Genomic DNA, 22,040 nt, shown 5'->3' with positions numbered 1-22,040 from the left:
CAATTATAATTATTGGGTAAAGGTAAACCTAAGCCACAGGAAACGTTCTGCAAAAACCAGGAGACTTTCAAATAGGATATAAACAGCTTCGAATGTTTTATGACTATTTCTGATTGAGAAAATCCATAAGATCCACATCATTTCCCAGCAGAACTTCTTCAGAATTGATCCTTCCATCCTGGGATCCGTTTTCAAGTTTCAGAACACCCCGTGGACAAACCGCAGAACATATTCCGCAACCAACACAACTGGAACGCACTATATTTTCCCCTTTTTGAGCATACGCCCGCACATCGATTCCCATTTCGCAATAAGTAGAGCAGTTTCCGCAGGAAATACACTGTCCGCCGTTGGTAGTAATTCTGAATTTTGAAAATAAGCGTTGCTGCATTCCTAAAACTGCTGCCATTGGGCATCCAAATCTACACCACACCCTGTTGCCAAAAATGGGATAGAAACCAACCCCAATCACCCCGGAAAATGCTGCTCCTATTAAAAAGCCGTACCACGAGCGTAACTGGTATCCCTGGAAAAAGAAAATTTGATTGTTCCCGCTAAAATAGTTCATCCCAATAATAGCGGTAATGATCACAAAATATCCAATGGCTCCATATTTAGCATCTTTGGCAAGTTCCTGTCTTTTAAAGATCATAATAAGTGCAAAAACCAAGGTTAGAAATCCTGCCGCTCCCCACAGGAAAACATCTTGTGTGAGCCAGGTATCTTTGGAGTCATCTCCCAGAAAGGAGTATACCACCGCAATGGTCATAACCACCACAAAAACCAATACACTATGGATCACCCAACGTTCTACTTTCCAGGCAAATTGCGATTTATCTGATAAGTGTCTATACGGGTCCCCGGCGGTTTCCGCTAGTCCGCCGCAACCGCAAACCCAGGAACAATACCAGCGTTTTCCGTATTTATAGGTTAAAATAGGGGAGATCACAAATATTGAAAGTATTCCAAATGCGAACATCATCAAACCTAAAGTACCGGAAGAAAAGAATTCATCTATTTTATATCCTGCAAACAGGTCATAGTTCAGGGGCCAGAGATTCGCGGGATTGAAATACGGCTGATTTAAACGGATAAGGATCTCCGGAATTAAAAATGCGAATCCCAGCTGAAAGAACATGACAGAAAATGTCCTTAAAATCTCGTAGTTATTATGGCGGTATTTCAGGATAAATTTATAGCCAAATACGAGTATGGCAAGCGTGTAGAGCGTTCCGTAAACAAACCACTGGCTGGCCGGATTACCATTTATAAGCTTGCTAAGGGGGTCAAAAAGGGAAATAACACCTGTGTTTCCTCCTTCGCTATTTAATCCCAGATACTCTGGAAACCAATAAAGAACTATATAAAAAAGCGTAAGCCCAATCCCTATAACCCAGGCCGATAATCCACGATTTGTAAATGCTTTAAGCCAGACTCCATCGTTTTTAATACCCGCGTGTTTTCCCCTATATGCATCGTTTGCAAAAACGATGGTTCCTGCGGCAATGAGCCCCAGGGATAGACTAAGAAACAGGGTTTTATTGGGAAAATCGACATTGGTAAGAGCCAATAAAAGAATGAATAATCCCAGCAGGCCTAGAGCCGAAGCTATTTTTTGAGTTGTGGAAACTGAAGCCGGGGCATCTCCGGTCATGGACATATTATGTTCTATTTTACTCATAGCTGGGGCTGTTGAAGGTTTTCCTTAAAGCTGTTAAAGATATCTTTTTCGTAGTGTTTATAAAACTCGGGATCGAAATTGGCTTGTTTTAAATTTCTTATAACGAAATCTACTTTTTGATGCTCACTCAGCCAGCGGTCAAAAACTTCGTGCTTCATTCGTATTCCGAAGGTGTTAATGCCTAAAAACTCATGGGTATCTTTATTGTAGGCAATCGTGATGCATTTAGTATCATCTTGATGACGCCAGTGAAAATGAGCTTCATATTCTTTTTTGTCTGAAAAAACCCATCCGTAGGTTTGGTACTCGATATCAAAAAACTTGGCACTGTTAAACCAATGGCCAGGATTGTATTCAAACGGATTGCCGCATAAAGTCTGCGCTACGGTTTCTCCCATCATCCTTCCAGTATACCAAACAGCTTCTATTGGTTTACGGTTGCCAATGGCTTCCCGTTGTTGGACGCAATCGCCAATGGCGTAGATGTCTTGTATATTGGTTTCTAGTTTTCTGTTTACTAAAATACCCCGGTCTGTTTCAATGCCGCTACCTTCTAAAAAGGTAATGTTTGGTTTTACCCCGGTGCAAATACCCACCATACTGCAGGATATCTCTTCGCCAGTTTCCTTAGTGATAATAGCGCGCACTTTGCCTTCATCATTAGCTATAATTTTGTCGAGGTTAGTATTGTTTCTAAGGTCAACCCCGTGCGATTCTATATGACGGGAAATCATCGCCGCTTCACCTTCGGGGAGTACGGCATCCCAAAAATTCTCTTCACGAATTAAAAAGGTGACTTCAATATTTCGGGTGCGTAGCATCTCGGCTAGTTCTACGCCTATTAAACCGCCTCCAATGAGCACTGCTCGTGGACACTCCTTATTGTTTGGGGCGTATGTTTCAATCTGCTCCAAGTCTTGTTTGGTCACCATCCCCAACACACCTTTACTTTCCAAACCTTCCCAACCAAAGGTGTTGGTGGTGGATCCGGAAGCAATAATAAGCTTATCGTATGTCATACTACCGCCTTCTTGGAAATGAAGCGTTTTAGTATCGGTTTCAATTTTTGAAACATAGGCTTTTTTCAATTCCAATCTGTTTTTTTTCCAAAACCAGTCTTCGTAAGGTTTAAGATGATCCCATTTCATATGGCCCATATATACATACATTAAGGCGGTACGGGAAAAGAAATAGTCGCTTTCGGCAGAAATTACGGTAATCTTTTTATCGGAATGTTTCCGGATATGCCTTGCAGCGGTTATTCCCGATATACCGTTCCCAATAATTACAATATGCTCCATATTTTATCTATTTTTGGAAAAATAAGCTGAACAGGTTAGTAAAAAAAAGTTTATTCGACTTAAGCGATGTGCGTTTGGTCGCCGTTTTATTTATAACCTTATAAAAAAAATCAATTGTGAAGAAACTAATCCTCCTTCTCTTGTTAATTCCTTTCACAATGTGCGCTCAAAATAGCACCTCTTTTTTTAACAAAGCCGATGTTTTTTTTAGTGCCTATGTGGTAAATGGAAAGGTAAAGTACGCAGAAATCGAGAAGAATCCCAAGCTTTTAAATGAATTGCTGGCAGAAGCAAAAAAAATAAAAATTTCTCCTTATAGCGAACAGGAATTTAAGGCCTTTTGGATCAATGCCTACAACCTTGCAGTGATTGACGGTATTATAAAAAATTATCCTGTAACATCTCCTTTGGATGTAAAGGGATTTTTTGATGTGCAGAAGCATAGTCTGGGTCAGCAGTCGGTAACTTTAGATGAGGTTGAACATAAGATCCTTTTTGGAAATTTCCCGGCGGAATCCCGCTTTCATTTTGTTTTGGTATGTGCTGCAAAAAGTTGTCCACCGTTAATTCCGGAAGCTTATAAAACGGAAACTTTAGAAAAGCAACTTCAGCGTCAAACAGAAAAAACGCTTAATAATCCTGAATTTATTCAGCTTAAAAATGATAAGGTCCTCTTTTCTGAGATCATGAAATGGTTTAATGATGATTTCACCAAAGGCGGAAAATCATTGATAGATTATGTGAATCAATACCGAAAAACCGCGATCCCTAAAACTATGGAGATTGGATTTTATACCTACAATTGGGAACTTAATGAGTATTAGAAGAAGTGATTGGAAATATATTTTGCTGATGTTTCTTGTCTTTAAGATCTTAACATCGTGTCAGGCACAAGCGCCTTCAGAAAAAATAAATGGGATAAGCCTGGTGGCATCCAGAGATAAAATTACCTCCCAGGATATTACGCCAATTTTGAATGTAAACGCTAATACCGTGGCGGTAATGCCATTTGCTTTTCTGGAAGGTTTAAGTAGCCCCGATTTAAAATTTAACCTGGAGCTGCAATGGTATGGGGAACGCCGGGAGGGTGCCAGGGAGGCCATTCAATTACTTCAAAATTCCGGACTCAAGGTGATGTTAAAACCCCAGATTTGGATACGGAGAGGTGAATTTACAGGTGCTATTAATATGTCATCGGAAAAGGATTGGGTGCTTTTTGAACAGTATTATAGAGATTTTATAATGTTGTTTGCATCCCTGGCACAGGAGCAGCAAATTGACTATTTTTCAATAGGTACAGAACTGCACGGTTTTGTAAAGACACGACCTGAATTCTGGATTGCTTTAATCGCTGAAATCAGGACTATTTATAAAGGAAATTTAACCTATGCCGAAAATTGGGATAAAATTGAGGAGGTTCCATTTTGGAAATCGCTGGATTTTATTGGAGTGGATGCCTATTTTCCACTAAATGAGGGGAAATCCCCCTCTTTGTCGGAGTTAAGAACAGCCTGGGCTCCGCACAAATCAGTCTTGAAAAATCTATCCAAAACGGTAGATAAACCCATTTTATTTACAGAATACGGCTATAGAAATATTGATTTTGCTACAAAGGCACCCTGGGATTCCTCCAGGGATATTGCCGGGAATAATAACGAATTACAGGCAGATGCATTGGAAGCATTGTATGCCGAATTTTGGTTTGAACCCTGGTTTGCGGGAGGCTTTTTATGGAAATGGCATCACGATCATGAGCTTGCGGGAGGCCTTGAAAACAATCAATTTACCCCTCAAAATAAACCTGCAGAAAGCGTAGTGAAACTATTTTACGGCGGCCTGCTCAGGAATTGATTTTTTGTTGATAATAGGAATGCAATTCCTCCGGTCCGGCTCCAAACCATTTTTTTAAGTGAATCCTGAAAAACAGGTAGTTCACCTTCCAAACCCCGTATTCTTCATACCGGCGGGCGGAGGTTGTAAGCCATTGTTTTATAACCACGAACTGATTTTTTCGATATAATTTTTCAATAAGATCATTGTCTTCATACACGATAAAGGATTCATCAAAACCGCCTATTTCATCAAACAGTTGTTTTTCTACAAACAGGGATTGGTCCCCACCCCGGCAAGCCTTATGATTGATCTTTGTGAACCACCCCATCAAATTAAGCAACCAATGATCCTTGTCAAATTTCATGCAAAAACAACCGGCTTTATTTAGATTCCTGTATTCTTCCGTGATAAAAAGATCAAAATCCTTCGGCGGAACAGAATCTGCATGAAGGAAATACAGGATCTTTCCAGTTGCAATTTTAGCGCCTGCATTCATTTGCCTGGCACGGCCTTTTTCAGAATTGATGAGGATTACCTGAGATTTTTCTTCAACGAGTTGTGCAGTTCTATCGCTGCTTCCTCCATCTACTACAATGGTTTCATGAATAAATTTAGAAGAATGTTCCCCAAGGAGCGTTAAAAGCTTTAAAATTTGCGCCTCTTCATTTAATACGGGTATGATAATACTTATCATCTTCCGCTTATTTTTGTTCGTTCAAATTCCAGTTATAATCCTTAAAGGTGATTGTAGCTCCTTCTTTGATCTTAATGTCTGAATATTGATTTACATATTCCCGTACAGAACCTACCCCGTGTACCAGGTAATCCTTTTTATACCAGTCAAAAACTGATGAAATTTGAGCCGATCCTTCCTTGATGTTATTCTTGTCTGAATTGATAAACTCCCTCGTTACCCTGTCTAATTGTTCATTTATTTTTCTTGCTGTATAGGCCTCATTTAATAATTTTGGACAGGATATTGAAGCACAATTAATAGCAAAATGTATTCGTGGTTCGTTCATTTTTCTTAGAATACTGTTCTCAATTCCCCCTAAAGACATCTTTACGTCCCCAACTGGTACTATGGCTTTGGTCCAGGGGCCGCTCAGGTCTTTGATACTTTTTAACGGATAATTATCCAGAATGAGCGCTACCGTATGGGCATTGTAAAGGTTGATATAGTACGCCAGCTGTTCCTGAACAGACCAGGTGTTGTCGGGTATATTTTTAGAAAGCATATTCAAATATTTATCCAGTTCCTTTCGGTCATTTTTAAAAGCTTTATAATTTACATCTCCATTGCTATCCACATATTTTTGAAGCAATTTAGTCCAGCCGCTATGATCCAGATTTACAGATGAATTTGCGGTGGTGGAAGTGAGTTGCCGGGGAGCTTCCTTGGCAGAAAGCCCTTTGCTGCTCAATCCTGCAGCCGATAAAAGTGTACATCCATTAAAAGCAAAAAAGGCGATTCCTATAATAAGGAGAGCACCGGCGCTTAAAAGAAATTTTTTCATAAGTGGATATTTAATGTTGTTAATAATAGAAAGCCTAGTGCCCCAAAAAGGGATGCTATTGGCAGGGTTAAAACAATTTCTTCAAATCGATTTGATCAATTCTTTAAAAAGGAGGATCATTTGAGGTTCGGCTTTTTGAGCTATGGCGATGATCTCCTGTATATCTACGGGTTTTAGGTCATCCGGGTTTCCCTCATCGGTAATTACAGAAACCGCAGCAACAGGAAGCTTTAAGTGATTCGCTACAATTACCTCCGGTACGGTGCTCATTCCTACTGCATCTGCCCCAATTATTTTAAGATACCTATATTCTGCCCGGGTTTCCAGCTGAGGTCCCAGGACTGCTGCATAGACTCCTTTATGCAGTATGATATCCTGTTTTTTGGCGATTTTTTCAAATAGATCGTTCATAGGCTTATCATATGGGACGCTCATATCCACAAAGCGTTCTCCCATGTGTTCCACTCCCTTAAAAGCCAAAGGGGAACCTCCAATTAAATTGATATGATCATCAAGAAGCATCAATTCTCCTTTTTTATAATTGAGGTTTACAGAGCCGGAAGCGTTGGAAACCAACAGTTTTTTAATTCCCAGTTGGTGCATAACCCGCACAGGATAGGTTACATCCTGCATCGTGTAACCCTCGTACACATGAAAACGCCCCTGCATTACGATCACCTTTTTTCCTGCCAGTGTTCCAAAAACGAGCTTGCCCTTATGGAATTCTACCGTGGCAGTAGGAAAGTAGGGGATGTGGTTGTAGCTAACTTCCGCTTCAATTTCAATTTCACCTATTAATTGTCCCAGTCCTGTGCCCAGGATAATCCCTATTTCGGGCTTGTCGAAACCCTTTGCTTTTAGATATTTAGTGGTTTCCTGTAATTCGTTTAGCATAGTTTATTTTTTGAAAAATTTCTGAAAATCTTCGTGTTCTTTTATGTCCTCATAAAGATCTACATCATTGCGCAAATCGGTTAAAGCTATATTTTTTCCTTTCAGGTCATTTAAAGTTTCCCGGAGTACCGAAGAAGTTCCCCATTGCTTGTTCTTAAAGATCTTTGGTTCGGGATTGCGCATTCCCAGCAAATAATACCCTCCATCTGCTGCCGGGCCAATAACGTATTCCTTGTTTTTCAGAATCCTGAAAGCATTTTCCAGGTCTTCGGTTTCCAGATCGTACATATCACTGCCAATAATAATTATATTCCTGAACCCGTTATCAAAACCTGCTTCAAATGCATACTGCATTCTGGCTCCAAGATCTTTTCCCTTTTGAAGTTTTTTAGAATAAACCGAAGAGTCCCAGAGATGGTCCTTACCAATTTCTTCAGAAAACCATACCTCCTTATGGACGTCCAGGTCGCTGGTTATCAAAACGGTATGTTTCAGTAAAAACTTATAGATCTCCAGTGCGGACTCATCTCCCACATCTTTTGCAAGTCGGGTTTTTACCTTGCCTAATTCTGGATTTCTGGTAAATATTATAAGAAGGTCTTTGGTTTTAGTATTCACGGGTATATTTTTGGTTGAGGTTTTAATAGATCTTCTCGCCTTTTGTGAGCCATTTAGACCAGTTTTTGGAATAGGCGTGGACTTTTTCGGTTTCCTTTCCTTCAGAATCAAACACAGCAAAACCCTTGTTTTTCCATTCAAAAATACCGCCGTATAAATTCCGGACATTGGAATATCCTTCGGCTTTGAGTTTTTCTGAAATTTTTTCGGAACGAATTCCGAGGGAACAATAGACTACGATTAGGACAGATTTATCTTTGATCGATTGGGAAATCGCCTCCGCAGAAAAATTGGAATATCCTGAAAAAACAGCCCCTTTGATATGGCTTACCTTAAATTCTTCCGGTTCCCTGGCGTCCAGTAGCACGAGATCCTTGTTTTGCTGAAACATTTTTAATTCTTCAACAGAAATATAGGGAATACTTCTGGTGTTGTATTGCTGCAACAGCTCATCCAACGTTTTTTGAGCAACACTCTGAAACGAGGAAATAAATAATACTATGTAGAGCAGATTTTTCAAATTTTTAATGTTTCAGACATAACGAACTTACCATTGGATACCAAACCCTTGCAAACCGCTTTCCACGGGTGGTAAAATTTCTGTATTGTCCCAAATTCCTGTGATAATGGTCCGGGAATATTCTTCGGGTAATAGTCCGTTTTGCATCAATTTACTCGTTAATTTATGGTTATAATCAAAACTGAAATGCTCAAAACCTAATTTTCCTCCATCGTCATTCAAAATAGCATACCAAACATGAGGTTCTCCATCGTTCGCGGGCAACCCAATCACACCTGGGTTAATCCAGGTTTTAGCATCTTTTGTTTGATGAAATGGGATTCCGCAATGGCCAGCTACTATCACATCGCTTTGAGTCGTTTCAAAATTGATTAGCTTTCGTTCCCAAGGTGTCGATTTAAATATAAACTCTGAAACATTTTCATACCCGCCGTGTAACACCACCACTTTTTCACCAGCATAGTCAAACTGAATATGATTTGGCAGACCCGCCATAAACCCGATGGAGCTTTTTGAAAGTTTGCTTTGCGCATATGGATACCATAATTGCGAAAAACCATCGCAACGGGAGCCTTCCCTAAAATCGCAGCCACAATCTTGCGCACCCTCCCGTAACTGTATTTCAACATTGCCCAAAATACTCTGCGCCCCCCATAATTTAAAAAGCTGCACCGTTTCCTCGGGTTGGGCACAATAGCCAACAATATCGCCAGTACAGATGCAGTTTTCTGGCGAAATATTTAAATTTTCGGCAATAGACTTCAATTTCTCCAAGGCCTGTAAATTGCTATACACACCGCCAAAAAGCAGCACTTTTCCTGAAATCGAGCCTATATTTTTTATTTTCTTATCCACGACGGTATTAGGTATAAAATGATACAACTTAAAATGCCCCACACGTTCACCCAAAGCAGGTCTGCGTATTTACCTTCAGTAAAAATAAAGGTTTTTGGAAAAACATCGAAGACTAATAAAAAACCAAAAACCAAGCCACAGATAACACTTAAATAAAAGCTGATTTTGGGTGCTTTTTTATTCCAGAATAGAAAAACGGGCGTCAAGCCAATTACCATGGTTCCCGAAATGGTAGTGGCACTTAGTATTTCTGCTTCTAAAAAAACGGGTATCGTGCCAATAATAGCTATTCCCGCCATTGCAGCACGACCAAACCTAAGGTTAGTTCCCATTTTAAGATCTACTGATAGTAACTTTGAAAAAGATGAAAACGTACTGTCCAAAGTAGAGGCTGCTGAAGTGATCATAATAAAATTAATAACCAATAAAACAATCACCCCAAAGGCTTTCCCCACTTCCACCGCAGCCTGACCGTTCATTCCCTGACTTTGCGCATATACCCCTATCAAACTAAAAAGCACGATACAAATCCCACCTAATAAACTTGCCCATAAAAAGCTCTTTCGGGTTACTTTTGGGGAACTTAAAAAGGCTCTATCGGTTAACACGGGATCATGAAACGGATAGCTGAATGATTGGATAATTGCTGCAAAAAATAAATTGAGACCCAATTCAAAACTCCAAACTCCAGAAGTTGCTGCTTGTTTCACCGTGAATTCTTCCGTGGAAAAAATGGCTCCTAAAATAATAACTAGCAATACCGAAAACAAAACCATTTGAATCACATCTGTAAAAATAGAACTGCTCAAGCCGCCTTTTAAAGCGTAGGCTAATGTTAATGCCGTAAATACCAAAATGGACCAATAATAAGGATCACTTCCTTGCTCACCAAAGTAGGTGCCAATAACAATAGTGTTACTCCAAACTTCATTAAAAAGCCTGATGGCAATCAATATTGAAAACAAGGCCATCGCTCCTTTCCCAAATTTGCTGGTCAAAAAATGATGTATACTCTTAAAACCACCTTTTACCCGTAGCTGATAAATCAAGATTCCCGCTACAGCAAACGAAAGATAATATCCTGCGTAGGCAACACCACCCACAATTCCAAAATCCAGCCCGAGGTTAGCAGCGTTGGTAATGCTTTTGGCAAATATCCAGGAAATAATCAAACTTCCAGTGAGCCAAAGTGCGCTCGGAGCTTTTTTATTATGTGTCGCCTTAAAAAACTGGTCTGTATTCTTGGCGTATGGTGATAGTAAAAACAGTATCAAACTTGATACGATGATTAACATCCATTGCCAGAGTTGTACGTTCATATAGTAGTATTCAAAAAAAGACTGAAAGGACCCACAACCGTTCGCTTTGCTTTATGCACGAACCATGAATCAATACAATATGTGTTTTGTTAAAGGTTAATGATGAGTCTTGTTTCATTTGATTCCTGGTTCCTTTTTAATTTTGGTCCCACCAAACAGGTGCATTCACATCGTTTTCGTTGGTTGCGTTAGCGGCTTGTTGGTAATTTTCTGCATTCAATGCTTCTTCTTCTGCAGGGTAGGGCATTCTTACTGGTATTAATCCATTGTTGAGGCTCGCCGCTATGGGTAAAAATTCTGGAAAGCCTGTACGGCGCCATTCTACCCAACCTTCGTAACTATTTATGATGTTTGCGATCCATTTTTGAGTAAGGATTTGCTGAATTGGGGTGGTCCCAGGTGCATCGTAAGCCGCGGGCCCGGATAGGTAATCTGCAGGTAACTCGGTTTGCCAATATTGAAATGCCAGAGTTACTCCCTTTTCGTATAAACTTTGTGCATCTGCCAAAATCAATCCTCTTTCGGCTGCTTCGGCCAGATTAAAAGCCGTTTCCCAGGCAGTGAGAAAATTGGCATCCAGGGTTGAGGTGTCTTCACGAAATGAGGTTCCTGCTAATGATAATTCAGCTAACTCTACAGATGTGCTGGATGCGTCAATTCCGTTTATTAAACCTTTAAATTCGATTCCCATGCTGCTTTCAGTAGGGCGGAAAAATTCGGTAATCCTTGGGTCGTTCAAGGCTTTTAGAACGTCTTCCATGGTTGTTGACAACACAAAGTTGTTAAAATCGCCAATACGCAATTGTGCCAATCTAAAACTATTGGGGTCTGTATTGGTAAAGTTGAAAACGGCGTTTTGCGAATTTTCCTTAAAATAATTACCCGTGTTGAATACGGCTTGCATTTTAGATGAAACATTTACTTTATTCGAAATACGAAGCAATGCTTTTATTTTTAACGAATTGGCAAAAGTCACCCATTGATCTAAATTACCGCCAAACAAAATATCTCCTTCCAAACCAATGATGCCGTCGTAATTATTTATTGCTGCAATTCCTTTGTCCAGGTTGTCTAAAATCCCGCCTTCATTCATATATATGGCCGACTGCAAATCGTATTTTGGAGTTACAGAACCGGCTACGCCATTAAAAGCTTCGGAATAGGGAACATCGCCAAACAAATCTGTGAGTCCTGCGGCCATATATGCTTTCAAAATAAGTGCAGGACCTTCATAAACAGCAAAGGTTTGCACCTCGCGCGACTGTGTTAGAATAATTTCGTTGTCGCGCAAATTGGTGTAAAATATGGGCCACGGGTTGCCGCCCAATTGCGGCGATTTTAACGCGTGACGGTCAAATAGGTTAAAGTCTAAAGCGGTGCGATGTTGCGATAATAGATCGCCAGCTACAAAGCCTTCAAAGCTCATTTCATCCCCAAAATTATAAATCACCTGGCGCAGCAGGAAGCCAGGTTGTACGCTGTTTGGATTATTGGGATTCGTATTTATTTCTTCAAAATCTTTGGTACAGCCACACGTCACGATCATTAGGCAAAGTAGGCAGTATAGTTTTTGTATTGTTTTCATTATTTTAGGTTTATTCACTATGTCCGGTTGAGCGCCCGCCAAAATGGAATTTCTTTCGGGCTGGCAGGCACTCGAACGGACAGCGCTATATTTTTTAAAAATTTAACCCTGCTTTAATTCCTATGCTTCTGCTGGTTGCATAGCTCATATCTTCAACGCCACTTACAAAACCAGTGCCTTGCACGGCCAATTGTTCTGGGTCGAAATGCGGGTTTTCAGTAATCGCAAATAAGTTTCTACCAATAATCGAGACTTTTAAATCTGCTCCCTCTTTTAATCCCAAAATGCCCTTTTTGATATCGAAAGAATAGCCTATGGAGAACTGGCGCAACTTTAAATAAGATGCATCGTAAATAGTATTCTCCTCGTGATTTCTATCGTAAAATTGGCGGTAATAGCTCTCGGCGGAAACTGCCGTTGTATTGGGTGTATATTGAGGATTTGTAGCAGTACCAACATTTACAACCCCTTGCGCTACAATTCCTGAAAAAGGTCGGTTAGCGGTTTCGGCTAATTGTCCTCCTACGTTACCCAAAGCGCTTGTTCTAGACACGATTTCGCCGCCTTGTCTCCAATCTAACAAAAAGCTTAGATCCCATTCTTTGTATTGAAATTCATTGTTCCAACCCAGCATAAAATCTGGATTGTAATTCCCTAATTTCTGTAGTTCGTTATTGGCGATATATTTTCCTTCAGAATTTACAATGAAATCGCCGTTTTCGTTACGCAAATAACCGGTTCCATAGATATCGCCCACTTGGCCACCTTCTTCCACTTGAAACCAAACGGTTTGGTTGGCACTGTCGTAAATTCGGCTGAAGGCTAGCGTCAATCGGCCATCAGATTGTGGCAAGCTTTCCACCACAGATCGGTTTGTGCTAAAATTAAAAGTAGAATTCCAAGTAAAATTATTAGTTCTCACAGGTGTGATTCCTGTTACTATTTCTACCCCTTGGGTACGTACTTTTCCTCCGTTTACAACTTGCTGTTTGTATCCCGAAGAAACTGCGATGGGCAATGAGATAATCTGGTCTTCTGTTAACGCATTGTAGTAGGTTACATCAAAATTGAATCTGCTTCTAAAGAAGCGAATGTCTGCACCAATTTCGTACGAGGTTACTTGTTCGGGACGTAAATTGGCATTCGGAATCAAGTTTTGATCACTAAAGGTAGGTTGTCCCAAAAATGGTGTTTGAGAAACAAAAGCACCCGAAGTTTGGTAAGCTCCCGTATCGTTTCCAACTTGTGCAACACTGGCACGTAGTTTTGCAAATGAAATAGCCGAAGGTAATTCGGCAAGTTCAGACAATACAAAACTTGTAGAAGCCGAAGGATAGAAGAAGGAAGCCCCATCTGCCGAAAAAGGCGTTGCCAAAGCGCTAGACCAGTCATTACGACCCGTAATGTCTAAGAAAAGGAAATCTTTGTAGCTAAATTTCGCGACTCCGTAAAGGGAGTTGATTCGTTTTTTGGAGTCAAATTGAAAGACTTCAATGGGGGAAGCAGCGTTATTCAAGTTGAAAATTCCTGGCTGCGCCAAATTCACCGTTTGGGATTGTTTGGTGGAAGCGGTTTGGTCTAATCTATTTCCGCCTGCTGAAATATCCAAACTGAAATCCCCGAGATCTTTGATGTAATTTAGTAAGAAATCTGTGTTTATTTCCCTGTAAAACACATCGTGCTCTGCATAACCACCGCGCTGAAAACGGTTGCTACTGAAGTTTCTGCGGAGTCGTCTTTTTTCAGAAGAATAGTCCATCCCGGTTCTAACGGTAATACTCAATTCTGGAGAGATTTTTTGTTTTACAGCTATATTTCCAAATACCCTGTCACGCTCAAAACTGTTTCGGTTTTCCAACAAAATAAAGTAGGGATTGTCAAAAAACGTATAATTGAAGGAATACTGCTGAATACCTTCTAAACCGGGCTGCCAGTAGTTTCGCAAGTTATCAATGTTTAAAGAACGAGGCCCCCAGGCTACTAACGAATAATTTACATTTTCACTTCCGTAGCCGTTGGACGGACGGTTGTCACTGCCTGAATTTATATAGCTAATCGAGGCATTTACCTCGGTTAAATCGGTTGGTTCAAAATGGAGTTTAGTGCTCACCGTTTGACGGTCTAGATTCACACCGGGAATAATAGATTCACTTCGCAAATCGGTGAAAGACAGGCGGTAATTTCCATTTCCGAAACCATTAGAAACCGATGCGTTGTTGATGGTTGTGATTCCAGTTTGATAAAAATCTTTCAGATTATCGGGATGCGAGTTAAAAGGGGTGGGAGTAATAGGCAAACCGTTGTACAACGATGTGTCCCCACCGCGAACCACCGTCCCATCCGGTAAAGTAACAGGGCTGTCAAACTGTGGGACCAAATTCCCAACATCCAATCGTGGTCCCCAGGAATAGGTGATGTTGTCATTTAAACCACCGCCAAGTCCGTCTACATAGGCAAATTGGCCAGAGTTTCCTTGCCCGAATTCGTTTTGAAATTCAGGTAATTTAAAGGCTGTATCAACAAATAGAGAGGAATTGATACTTATTCCTAGTCCTTTACTATTTTGGCCATCTTTTGTCTCAATAACAATTACCCCGTTGGAGGCACGTGTTCCGTAAAGTGCGGCGGCGCTAGGGCCTTTAAGGACTGTGACACTTTTAATATCGTCCGGATTTACTTCCATCGCTCCGTTTCCAAAGTCTATTTCCTGAAAACCTGCAGCGGCTTCATTGGTGAAATTGAAGACTGTTTGGTTGTTGATAGGCACGCCATCTACAACAAATAACGGATTGTTATTACTAAAAGAAGGTTCTCCCCTAATGGTTATTTTAGAAGAAGATCCAACGCCCGTAGCGCCTTGTGAAATTGAAACTCCAGCTAATTTCCCCGAAAGGTTATCTAAAAAGTTCACGGATTTTACATCGTTAATTTCTCCTTCTTTTAAGGATTGCACCGCGTAGCCCAATTCTTTTTCTTCGCGTTTAATACCCAGGGCTGTCACAACAACTTCGTCCAGACCCTCAGAACTTTCCGTAAGTTGTACAAAGATTTGGGTGCTAGTACCAACAGTAATATTTTGGCTGGTAAACCCAATGGCTGAAAATTGTAAAACAGCATTTTTGTTCAAAATCTCAATGCTAAAATTTCCATCGCCGTCGGATGTGGTTCCATTGGCGGTTTTTGCTTCTACCACATTGGCAAAGGGGATAGGTTCGTTGGTTACGGCATTTTTTATAGTACCTGTAACCGTGATTTGTGAGAAAGCGATGGCTGAATACAACAGCAATACGGCAATGTATAATTGCTTCATTTAATCTATAAATTGTTTGTTTAGACGCAATAGGGAACTCCCTGAAATAGTAGGAAATTTAAATGACCTCTCGACTGCGCTCGGGGGGACATACATCTGGTTTTAAATAGGAAGCAATAGGGGAGACCCTTTGTTGAAGGGACTTCTCTTCTGAAATGAAGATGAAAAGAATAAATATTCTGAAAAGATTTGCGAGCTTTCAGAAACGACGGTTCGCAAAATTGAAAGTAAGGTTTTAGTGAGTTTTCGGAAGCTATTCAATAATGATCTAACATCCGAAACCGTATCTATATCCTGAAGTACTTTCAAAAAAACGGCCTGTATGTTTTTTGCTGAAAATAGTCGTGCGATGCGCTGTGTTAAGCGGGATGTTTTCCAGGGCAGTTTTAAAAATGTTTGTACATTAAATTGAGATTTATGTAACCCCATCAAATAATACCCACCATCTTTAGAAGGTCCCAAGACAATTTTTTTAGTTTCTAAAAGCCTGGCAGTTTTAAGTAATTGGCCTGCTTGTAGCTGTGGTGTGTCATTACCAATAGTGATTACATTCTCATATCCTCTATCATAAATAGCCTGGATTGCATTGGTATAACGCTCACCAAAGCTATTTCCAACCTGCTCATTTTCAGAAAATAGGAAATAAGGCAGCCCTGTTTTTTCAACCTTCGCAATGGTTTTGCGGTTCAGTTCGTCAAAAAGCAATTGAGAGCTCTGGAAAGGTTTAGAAATTCCTTCCTGCTGCCCCGAATTGGCAAAAATGAGTATGGCGGTACTGTTATTCAATATTTAAAATTCCAAATTCTAAATTTTTCGTTGTGCTCCAAGCCTAAGTTTGCCAAGTGCTTTTTGTAGCTAAGAGTTTTAAATAAATTTAAAAAATCCTAAAACAAAATTGTATCGGGGCATAGTTATTCTGCTACAGCTCCCTGGCAACTACTTCCTGCACCAGCGGTACATCCGTAACAATGTTGGGAAATGATAATGTTTCGGTTGTTTAAAAGGTCTTCATTGTAATCGCTAATGTGTTGCACTTTGCTGTCCACTTTTAATCCCAACATCTGGTTAAAATCACAATCATACAACCATCCATCCCAGCTTATAGAAATGGTATTGGTGCACATTACATTTTCTACCGCCGCTGGATTATAGGCCTCTACAAGAGAGTACATATAATCTTCATAATTTTCAGAGGCGATCAAATATTCCAGAAACCTGCTAATGGGCAAATTTGTAATTGCAAAAAGGCTATTAAAATCGATATTGAAATCCTCTTTTAGGGCAACCTTAAAATCCTGTTCCAACTCTGCCTGGTTCGTTGGCAAAAACGCTCCCGAGGGGTTATAAACCAAATCCAGTTTTAAACCTGTTCCTTCCTGGGCGTAACCTACATCGTTAAGCATTTGTAGCGCCTTGATGGATTTATCAAAAACACCACTACCGCGCTGTTTATCTGTCTTCTCGCGTTTGTAATAAGGCAACGAGGAGGCCACGTGTACCTTGTGTTTTTTGAAGAACTGAGGAAGATCGTGGTATTTTTTATTGGCTAAAATAATGGTGAGGTTGGAGCGAACGATAAAATCTTTTATTCCGGCTTTGGAAGCTTCTTCTACAAACCACCTAAAATTAGGGTTCATCTCCGGAGCTCCCCCGGTAAGGTCCAGGGTATGGGCGCCGGTATTTTTAATCACTTCCAGGCATTGCTGCATGGTTTCAATGGTCATGATTTCCTTCCTATCCGGGCCGGCATCTACATGGCAATGTGAGCAAACCTGGTTACACATATAACCAAGATTTAACTGAAGGATCTCAAGCTTTTTAGGTTTTAATGGAAAGTTCCCGGTTTGGGCGATCTTGTCTTTGAAGAAAGGAAGTCCACCTTCCTTAAAAATTCCATTGCTTAAAAATTTAAGTTGATTGGCAGGTTTGGAAAGATCATCTTCTCTTGCTGCCAACGATTTTAATAAAGCCATATTTTATTTAATTCAAAATTTTTACCAGGTTTCTCCCTATGCGTGGTGATAACCGACTTCTACATGAGTAATTCCTAACTTTTAGAAGCTGCCTACATAGATAACTTTTCATATTTATTCATCATTTGAACCCCGTGAACCAGGGTTGCACCACTTTTTATGGCGGCACCTACATGCACTGCTTCCATCATCTCTTCCTTGGCTATCCCGCGTTGCAATCCATCTTTTGTATAGGCATCTATACAATAAGGACACTGCACCACGTGGGAAACGGCTAAGGCTATCAGGGATTTTTCGCGCGCACTTAACGCCCCTTCTTCAAATACTTTTCCGTAATAATCAAAAAATTTAGTTCCAAGTTCTTCGCTCCATTCGGTGATATTTCCAAATTTTCTAAGATCGGCAGGGTCGTAATAAGGTTTAGACATAGTAAAGGTTTATTTATTGTTAATCGGTACACCTCCATAAAACTTACGGTATAAAGGTGGTTTTGGTTTTAAAATGAGGCTAAAGGTAAAATAATAGGATGGAAAAAAAAGGTGGAATTTGTTCGATTTCAGGTGTTTTTTAAAAATAAAGGATGAAGAATTATCTTTAAATGCTATGCTCCTAATTCCATTTCGGGGAGACTCTTCTACAAAAAAAATCCCATAATATAATAATTGGTTATAATCAATTAAGAAAAGAGCCGGAATTTATTTGGAAGGTAGAAACTAAAATTTTAACAAACCAGCAAAAGCAGCGATAATCAATAAAGCTATAATGGCAAATACCAGAATTATAAGGAGATTGAATTTTGGCTTATACCTTTTAGTTTCCGTAGATTGATTTCTGCGATGTTCCTTCTCGTGCGCAGTTGGTACCGGAGTCGATTTATCGCTTTCTTTACTCATGATTCTAATTTTAAGTTTCAATAACCAGAATTATAAAGTTAAGAAATTAAAAAGAATCATTTTAACAAACAAAGCAGGTGGTTTGGAAATTGGAATTATCGTTTTCTGTCTTTGCGGGTCTTGATGAATTTTCTGAAAAAAAAGATCCCAAGAAAAATAACCAAAATGATTTCCAGTCCCAGTGCTATAAATAAAATTTCCATAATCAATTCTTTTAATACCATCTGGAATTAATTCCCCGTTACCTGGATTTCGATTTTAGATTTTTTTTTCCTTTTTGAAACCTCCTGAGTTTACTAAGAGGTAATTCATTTCCAATAGAAGCTCGAATAAATCAATACTTAGTATCGAATGGTAAATAACTTACTATTAATCAAATTGGTTTACCGCTATTCAAATTTATCTTACGCTTATTAAAAAAAATGCACCTCTTTTAAAGAGAGTGGAGGTTCTACTTTATCTATAAAAAAACACCTTTTGCATATTTTGTTTGCATATATTGTGAGTAAAAACTTTAATTATGATAAAAGAGGGTTTAATTTTGGCAATTCTTAAAATTGAAAATCAAACCGTTTGTTTAAACCAGGAACCTTATTTCTATGCGAATTGATGTAAATACCTTACCTATTAAGGATATTATTCAGGATATATCAGTTAAACTGGACACACCTGTTAGAGATGAAAGTGGAGAACTTACCATTCTAATCCCCGAAGAATTTGGGGAGGGTTTTATAAGAGGTTCAAGCTTCGACTCGGGAATGGGTATAATATCGTATTGCTGCAAGTTTAAAGAAGATGTAGAGATCTATTTTTCTTTAAACACCATACATCCGCTTAAATTCATTTTTTGTTCAGAAGGGACAGTGACCCACTACTTCCAGGAGGATGAGATCCTGCATCCCATGGATGCTTTTCAAAACATTATAGTTTCAAGCAGTGGTTATAACGGGCATGTGCTACAATTTAAAGCATATGTTCAAACTCATGTTTCCAGTCTCGAAATAATAAGGTCTTCCTTTTCGCATCGTACCAATTATAACTTTATGGATCTGGATCCTACCTTGCAGGAATTGTTTAAGGATGAAGTATCCAAGAAGCAATTTTTCTATCAGGGAAATTATAGTTTGAAGGCAGCAGATATTATGGAAGATATCAACACCAAAGAATTCACCGGTTTCCTGAGATCGGTTTATCTGGAAGGGAGATCCTATCACATGCTTGTTATTCAAATCGCGCAATACCAGGATGATGAATCGGTAGAAAAATTGCCTAAAATTTTACGAAAATCAGACATTCAAAAAGTGGATTATGTCGCCAAAAGAATTCAGGGTGATCTGTCCACCAATCTAACGGTTGAAAGTCTGGCCAAAGAAGCAGGCACCAACGTTAACAAGCTTCAGGAAGGTTTTAAATATGTTTATGACCTTACGGTGAACAAATATATTCAACATCAAAAACTGGAGGCTGCCAAGGAAATGCTAATAGCTTCAGAAAAGAATATTTCAGAGATCGTTTTGGCAATAGGACTAAACAACCGAAGTTATTTTTCCAAGATCTTCAAGGAAAAATATGGGGTTAATCCGAAGTATTTTTTGAAAACAAAAAAACCTGAAGACTAGGGTATTGAGGAATTTGCTCCGCAGCTGGAGGAACGAAATCTAAGGCTGGCCTCTTTATGAACAAAAATCAAATCGATGCACGAATAGAAGAATAGCGATTGAAAGCCAACCGGAAAAAGGTACCACAGTTAAAGTGTATTTTATATGACAAGAAGTATTTGTGTAATAGATGATGACCAGATCTACCAGATCATTGTAAAGAAGATGATTTCCATGGCCGGAATATTTGAAAATGTGCTGTGCTATGAAAATGCTTATAAAGCTTTGGAAGAACTTAAGGACCCAGAGATACCGCTTCCCAATTTGATCCTTTTGGACATCAATATGCCCGGGATGGATGGTTGGGAATTTTTGAGCAAACTCAAAGAGCACCGTCCTCAACTAGGCAGTGAAACCAGCATTTATATAGTAACTTCTTCCATTTCGTTTTCAGACAGGGACAAAGCCGAAGCCATTCCCGAGGTTTCTGGATTTATTAGCAAGCCACTAAGCGTAGCCAAGCTCAGGGAGCTAGGGGAAAAATCTTAAATTTTTGTGGAGTGCATCGGGTTTTCAGTCTAATTTATTATAAATTTGACCTTGATCTAATTTTAGTATCCGGTCGTACTTTTCCGGCACAACCATTTTGTGTTTACCCTACTTCGGAATTCACCGTGATATAAATGCAACTTTAGCAAGACAAATTTTATGCAGTGGTATGTTATTTATACAAAACCCCGGTGGGAAAAGAGGGTATGCCGGGAAATTGAAGAATTGGAGATCGAGGCCTACTGTCCTGTGATCACCGAAGTGCGGCAATGGAGCGATCGCAAAAAGAAGGTCGAAACCCCGCTCTTTAAATCCTACGTATTTGTAAGGCTCCCTGCCGCGAGTCGCGACAAGGTATTCCAGGTTCACGGAGTGATACGGTTTCTATACTGGTTGGGCAAACCCGCTGTTGTTCGCGATGCCGAAATTGAAACTTTAAAGCATTGGCTTGATAATGGCAGGGTAGAAGAAATTGAAACCGGGCATCTTACACCCGGGGACCAAATCACCATCGCAACCGGAAACTTTAAAGGCCAGGAGGCCGTTATTAAAGAAATAGGGAACAAACGACTTCGTCTTGTTCTAAGTTCCATGGGGTTTGTGGTGAATGTGAAGCTAAGCGAAGCCCTGGAAGGTTAATTGTAAAGCCCCCCGCCCCAAGCCGGCCCCCCAGCCCCCTAAGGGGGAGTTTGATATAGTTAATATCCACATATTTTTTTGTTAGAACACTTTTCCCGCCACCCTTTATAGGGCAGGGGTAAAGCGGGAAAAGACAGGTCCCTCCCAAAAAAAGCCCATAGCTTAGATACAGCCTACAGCCAAAAAAAGCTATAAGCTATATGCAAAAAAAAAGCCTACCGCCTAAACGCTAAAGGGAAAACAGAAAAACTTTTGTTCTTACTGTCATTCTGAACGAGCTTTTGGGCGAGGAAGAATCCCTACGGTGTGGGTGAAGTATAAAAAACAAAGAGGAGACGAAAGGAAAGTGGGACGTAGAGACGAGGGGAGAGGAAGATGAGCACTGAAAATTGTATCGTCTTTCAAACATGATTCGCCCTGGTAGTAAGTGGGATTCTTCACTGCGTTCAGAATGACAAGCCGGGGAGTTTTTGTCTTCCTGAGTGCAACGAAGGAAGAAAGCCTACAGCCTACAGCCTACAGCCTACAGCCTACAGCCTACAGCCTACAGCCTACAGCCTACAGCCTACAGCCTACAGCCTACATACAGCCTACAGCCTACAGCCTACAGCCTACAGCCTACAGCCTACAGCCTACATACAGCCTACAGCCTACAGCCTACAGCCTACAGCCTACAGCCTACAGCCAAAAAAAGCTATAAGCCTTAAGCTGTAAGCTATAAGCAAAAGAAAGCCTACAGCCCACAGCCTACAGCCAAAAAAGCTATAAGCCTTAAGCTGTAAGCTATAAGCAAAAAGAAAGCCTACAGCCCACAGCCTACAGCCTGAAAAAGCAATAAGCCTAAAGCTATAAGCTATATGCAAAAAAAGGCCTACCGCCTAAACGCTAAAGGGAAAACAGAAAAACTTTTGTTCTTACTGTCATTCTGAACGAGCTTTTGGGCGAGGAAGAATCC

The 22,040-nt window shown here is 40.1% G+C and carries 20 protein-coding genes; 5 read left to right on the top strand and 15 right to left on the bottom strand.

Going from position 1 to position 22,040, the window contains the following annotated elements; all coding sequences use genetic code 11:
• Positions 1–103: 103 nt before the first annotated feature.
• Positions 104–1,681, bottom strand: coding sequence for a 4Fe-4S binding protein (locus tag GILLI_RS08620; protein WP_006988713.1), 1,578 nt, complete (start codon positions 1,679–1,681; stop codon positions 104–106).
• Positions 1,678–2,982, bottom strand: a complete 1,305-nt coding sequence (locus GILLI_RS08615; RefSeq protein ID WP_006988712.1) for an NAD(P)/FAD-dependent oxidoreductase — start codon at positions 2,980–2,982, stop codon at positions 1,678–1,680. The genes GILLI_RS08620 and GILLI_RS08615 overlap by 4 nt, the downstream gene beginning before the upstream one ends.
• 158 nt (positions 2,983–3,140) lie before the next feature.
• Between GILLI_RS08615 and GILLI_RS08610 the strand changes: the two genes are divergently transcribed.
• Complete coding sequence (locus GILLI_RS08610) at positions 3,141–3,806, top strand: DUF547 domain-containing protein (RefSeq protein ID WP_006988711.1); 666 nt, start codon at positions 3,141–3,143, stop codon at positions 3,804–3,806.
• Entirely contained in the window at positions 3,796–4,833 is a 1,038-nt protein-coding gene (locus tag GILLI_RS08605; protein WP_006988710.1) for a glycoside hydrolase family 113, read from the top strand. The genes GILLI_RS08610 and GILLI_RS08605 overlap by 11 nt, the downstream gene beginning before the upstream one ends.
• Here GILLI_RS08605 and GILLI_RS08600 read toward each other — a convergent pair.
• The 13 genes from GILLI_RS08600 to GILLI_RS08540 form a co-directional block, all read right to left on the bottom strand.
• Complete coding sequence (locus GILLI_RS08600; RefSeq protein WP_006988709.1) at positions 4,823–5,509, bottom strand: TIGR04283 family arsenosugar biosynthesis glycosyltransferase; 687 nt, start codon at positions 5,507–5,509, stop codon at positions 4,823–4,825. The two genes, GILLI_RS08605 and GILLI_RS08600, sit on opposite strands and share 11 nt — an antisense overlap.
• A 7-nt stretch (positions 5,510–5,516) precedes the next feature.
• On the bottom strand, positions 5,517–6,332 hold the full coding sequence (locus tag GILLI_RS08595; protein ID WP_006988708.1) for a DUF547 domain-containing protein: 816 nt from the start codon (positions 6,330–6,332) through the stop codon (positions 5,517–5,519).
• 81 nt (positions 6,333–6,413) lie between these two features.
• On the bottom strand, positions 6,414–7,226 hold the full coding sequence (locus GILLI_RS08590) for a purine-nucleoside phosphorylase (RefSeq protein WP_006988707.1): 813 nt from the start codon (positions 7,224–7,226) through the stop codon (positions 6,414–6,416).
• Between the two features lie 3 nt (positions 7,227–7,229).
• Positions 7,230–7,844: a TIGR04282 family arsenosugar biosynthesis glycosyltransferase gene (locus GILLI_RS08585; RefSeq protein ID WP_006988706.1), complete on the bottom strand. Its 615-nt coding sequence runs from the start codon at positions 7,842–7,844 to the stop codon at positions 7,230–7,232.
• A gap of 22 nt (positions 7,845–7,866) precedes the next feature.
• Positions 7,867–8,364 carry a rhodanese-like domain-containing protein gene (locus GILLI_RS08580; protein WP_006988705.1) on the bottom strand — a complete coding sequence of 166 codons (498 nt, stop codon included), beginning with the start codon at positions 8,362–8,364 and terminating at the stop codon, positions 7,867–7,869.
• 27 nt (positions 8,365–8,391) lie between these two features.
• A complete protein-coding gene (locus GILLI_RS08575; RefSeq protein ID WP_006988704.1) occupies positions 8,392–9,219 on the bottom strand; it encodes a metallophosphoesterase family protein in 828 nt (275 codons plus the stop codon).
• The gene (locus GILLI_RS08570) at positions 9,204–10,538 is read right to left on the bottom strand and encodes an SLC5/6 family protein (protein ID WP_006988703.1); all 1,335 of its coding nucleotides are present in this window, start codon (positions 10,536–10,538) and stop codon (positions 9,204–9,206) included. The genes GILLI_RS08575 and GILLI_RS08570 overlap by 16 nt, the downstream gene beginning before the upstream one ends.
• 136 nt (positions 10,539–10,674) lie before the next feature.
• A complete protein-coding gene (locus tag GILLI_RS08565) occupies positions 10,675–12,123 on the bottom strand; it encodes a SusD/RagB family nutrient-binding outer membrane lipoprotein (RefSeq protein ID WP_006988702.1) in 1,449 nt (482 codons plus the stop codon).
• Positions 12,124–12,217: 94 nt separating this feature from the next.
• Entirely contained in the window at positions 12,218–15,433 is a 3,216-nt protein-coding gene (locus GILLI_RS08560) for a SusC/RagA family TonB-linked outer membrane protein (protein WP_006988701.1), read from the bottom strand.
• Between the two features lie 102 nt (positions 15,434–15,535).
• Positions 15,536–16,219, bottom strand: coding sequence for a TIGR04282 family arsenosugar biosynthesis glycosyltransferase (locus tag GILLI_RS08555; protein ID WP_006988700.1), 684 nt, complete (start codon positions 16,217–16,219; stop codon positions 15,536–15,538).
• Between the two features lie 125 nt (positions 16,220–16,344).
• Complete coding sequence (gene arsS, locus GILLI_RS08550) at positions 16,345–17,406, bottom strand: arsenosugar biosynthesis radical SAM (seleno)protein ArsS (RefSeq protein WP_006988699.1); 1,062 nt, start codon at positions 17,404–17,406, stop codon at positions 16,345–16,347.
• A gap of 92 nt (positions 17,407–17,498) precedes the next feature.
• Entirely contained in the window at positions 17,499–17,834 is a 336-nt protein-coding gene (locus GILLI_RS08545) for an arsenosugar biosynthesis-associated peroxidase-like protein (protein WP_006988698.1), read from the bottom strand.
• 285 nt (positions 17,835–18,119) lie between these two features.
• A complete protein-coding gene (locus GILLI_RS08540) occupies positions 18,120–18,299 on the bottom strand; it encodes a hypothetical protein (protein WP_006988697.1) in 180 nt (59 codons plus the stop codon).
• A gap of 599 nt (positions 18,300–18,898) precedes the next feature.
• Here GILLI_RS08540 and GILLI_RS08535 point away from each other — a divergent pair.
• The 3 genes from GILLI_RS08535 to GILLI_RS08525 all read left to right on the top strand — a co-directional run bounded on the left by GILLI_RS08535 (position 18,899) and on the right by GILLI_RS08525 (position 21,085).
• On the top strand, positions 18,899–19,918 hold the full coding sequence (locus GILLI_RS08535) for a helix-turn-helix domain-containing protein (protein WP_006988696.1): 1,020 nt from the start codon (positions 18,899–18,901) through the stop codon (positions 19,916–19,918).
• A gap of 144 nt (positions 19,919–20,062) precedes the next feature.
• On the top strand, positions 20,063–20,446 hold the full coding sequence (locus tag GILLI_RS08530) for a response regulator (RefSeq protein ID WP_006988695.1): 384 nt from the start codon (positions 20,063–20,065) through the stop codon (positions 20,444–20,446).
• A 159-nt stretch (positions 20,447–20,605) separates the two neighbouring features.
• Complete coding sequence (locus tag GILLI_RS08525; RefSeq protein ID WP_006988694.1) at positions 20,606–21,085, top strand: UpxY family transcription antiterminator; 480 nt, start codon at positions 20,606–20,608, stop codon at positions 21,083–21,085.
• The last annotated feature ends 955 nt before the right edge of the window (positions 21,086–22,040 follow it).

It is taken from the genome of Gillisia limnaea DSM 15749 (assembly GCF_000243235.1).
GTDB classification, from domain to species: Bacteria; Bacteroidota; Bacteroidia; order Flavobacteriales; family Flavobacteriaceae; genus Gillisia; species Gillisia limnaea.
This window is presented reverse-complemented; position numbering and strand designations above follow the sequence as displayed.

Coding starts and splice junctions, on each gene's coding strand:
- GILLI_RS08620 (WP_006988713.1), bottom strand. CDS start 1,681: ATGAGTAAAATAGAACATAATATGTCCATGACCGGAGATGCCCCGGCT.
- GILLI_RS08615 (WP_006988712.1), bottom strand. CDS start 2,982: ATGGAGCATATTGTAATTATTGGGAACGGTATATCGGGAATAACCGCT.
- GILLI_RS08610 (WP_006988711.1), top strand. CDS start 3,141: ATGTGCGCTCAAAATAGCACCTCTTTTTTTAACAAAGCCGATGTTTTT.
- GILLI_RS08605 (WP_006988710.1), top strand. CDS start 3,796: ATGAGTATTAGAAGAAGTGATTGGAAATATATTTTGCTGATGTTTCTT.
- GILLI_RS08600 (WP_006988709.1), bottom strand. CDS start 5,509: ATGATAAGTATTATCATACCCGTATTAAATGAAGAGGCGCAAATTTTA.
- GILLI_RS08595 (WP_006988708.1), bottom strand. CDS start 6,332: ATGAAAAAATTTCTTTTAAGCGCCGGTGCTCTCCTTATTATAGGAATC.
- GILLI_RS08590 (WP_006988707.1), bottom strand. CDS start 7,226: ATGCTAAACGAATTACAGGAAACCACTAAATATCTAAAAGCAAAGGGT.
- GILLI_RS08570 (WP_006988703.1), bottom strand. CDS start 10,538: ATGAACGTACAACTCTGGCAATGGATGTTAATCATCGTATCAAGTTTG.
- GILLI_RS08565 (WP_006988702.1), bottom strand. CDS start 12,123: ATGAAAACAATACAAAAACTATACTGCCTACTTTGCCTAATGATCGTG.
- GILLI_RS08560 (WP_006988701.1), bottom strand. CDS start 15,433: ATGAAGCAATTATACATTGCCGTATTGCTGTTGTATTCAGCCATCGCT.
- arsS (WP_006988699.1), bottom strand. CDS start 17,406: ATGGCTTTATTAAAATCGTTGGCAGCAAGAGAAGATGATCTTTCCAAA.
- GILLI_RS08545 (WP_006988698.1), bottom strand. CDS start 17,834: ATGTCTAAACCTTATTACGACCCTGCCGATCTTAGAAAATTTGGAAAT.
- GILLI_RS08540 (WP_006988697.1), bottom strand. CDS start 18,299: ATGAGTAAAGAAAGCGATAAATCGACTCCGGTACCAACTGCGCACGAG.
- GILLI_RS08535 (WP_006988696.1), top strand. CDS start 18,899: ATGCGAATTGATGTAAATACCTTACCTATTAAGGATATTATTCAGGAT.
- GILLI_RS08530 (WP_006988695.1), top strand. CDS start 20,063: ATGACAAGAAGTATTTGTGTAATAGATGATGACCAGATCTACCAGATC.
- GILLI_RS08525 (WP_006988694.1), top strand. CDS start 20,606: ATGCAGTGGTATGTTATTTATACAAAACCCCGGTGGGAAAAGAGGGTA.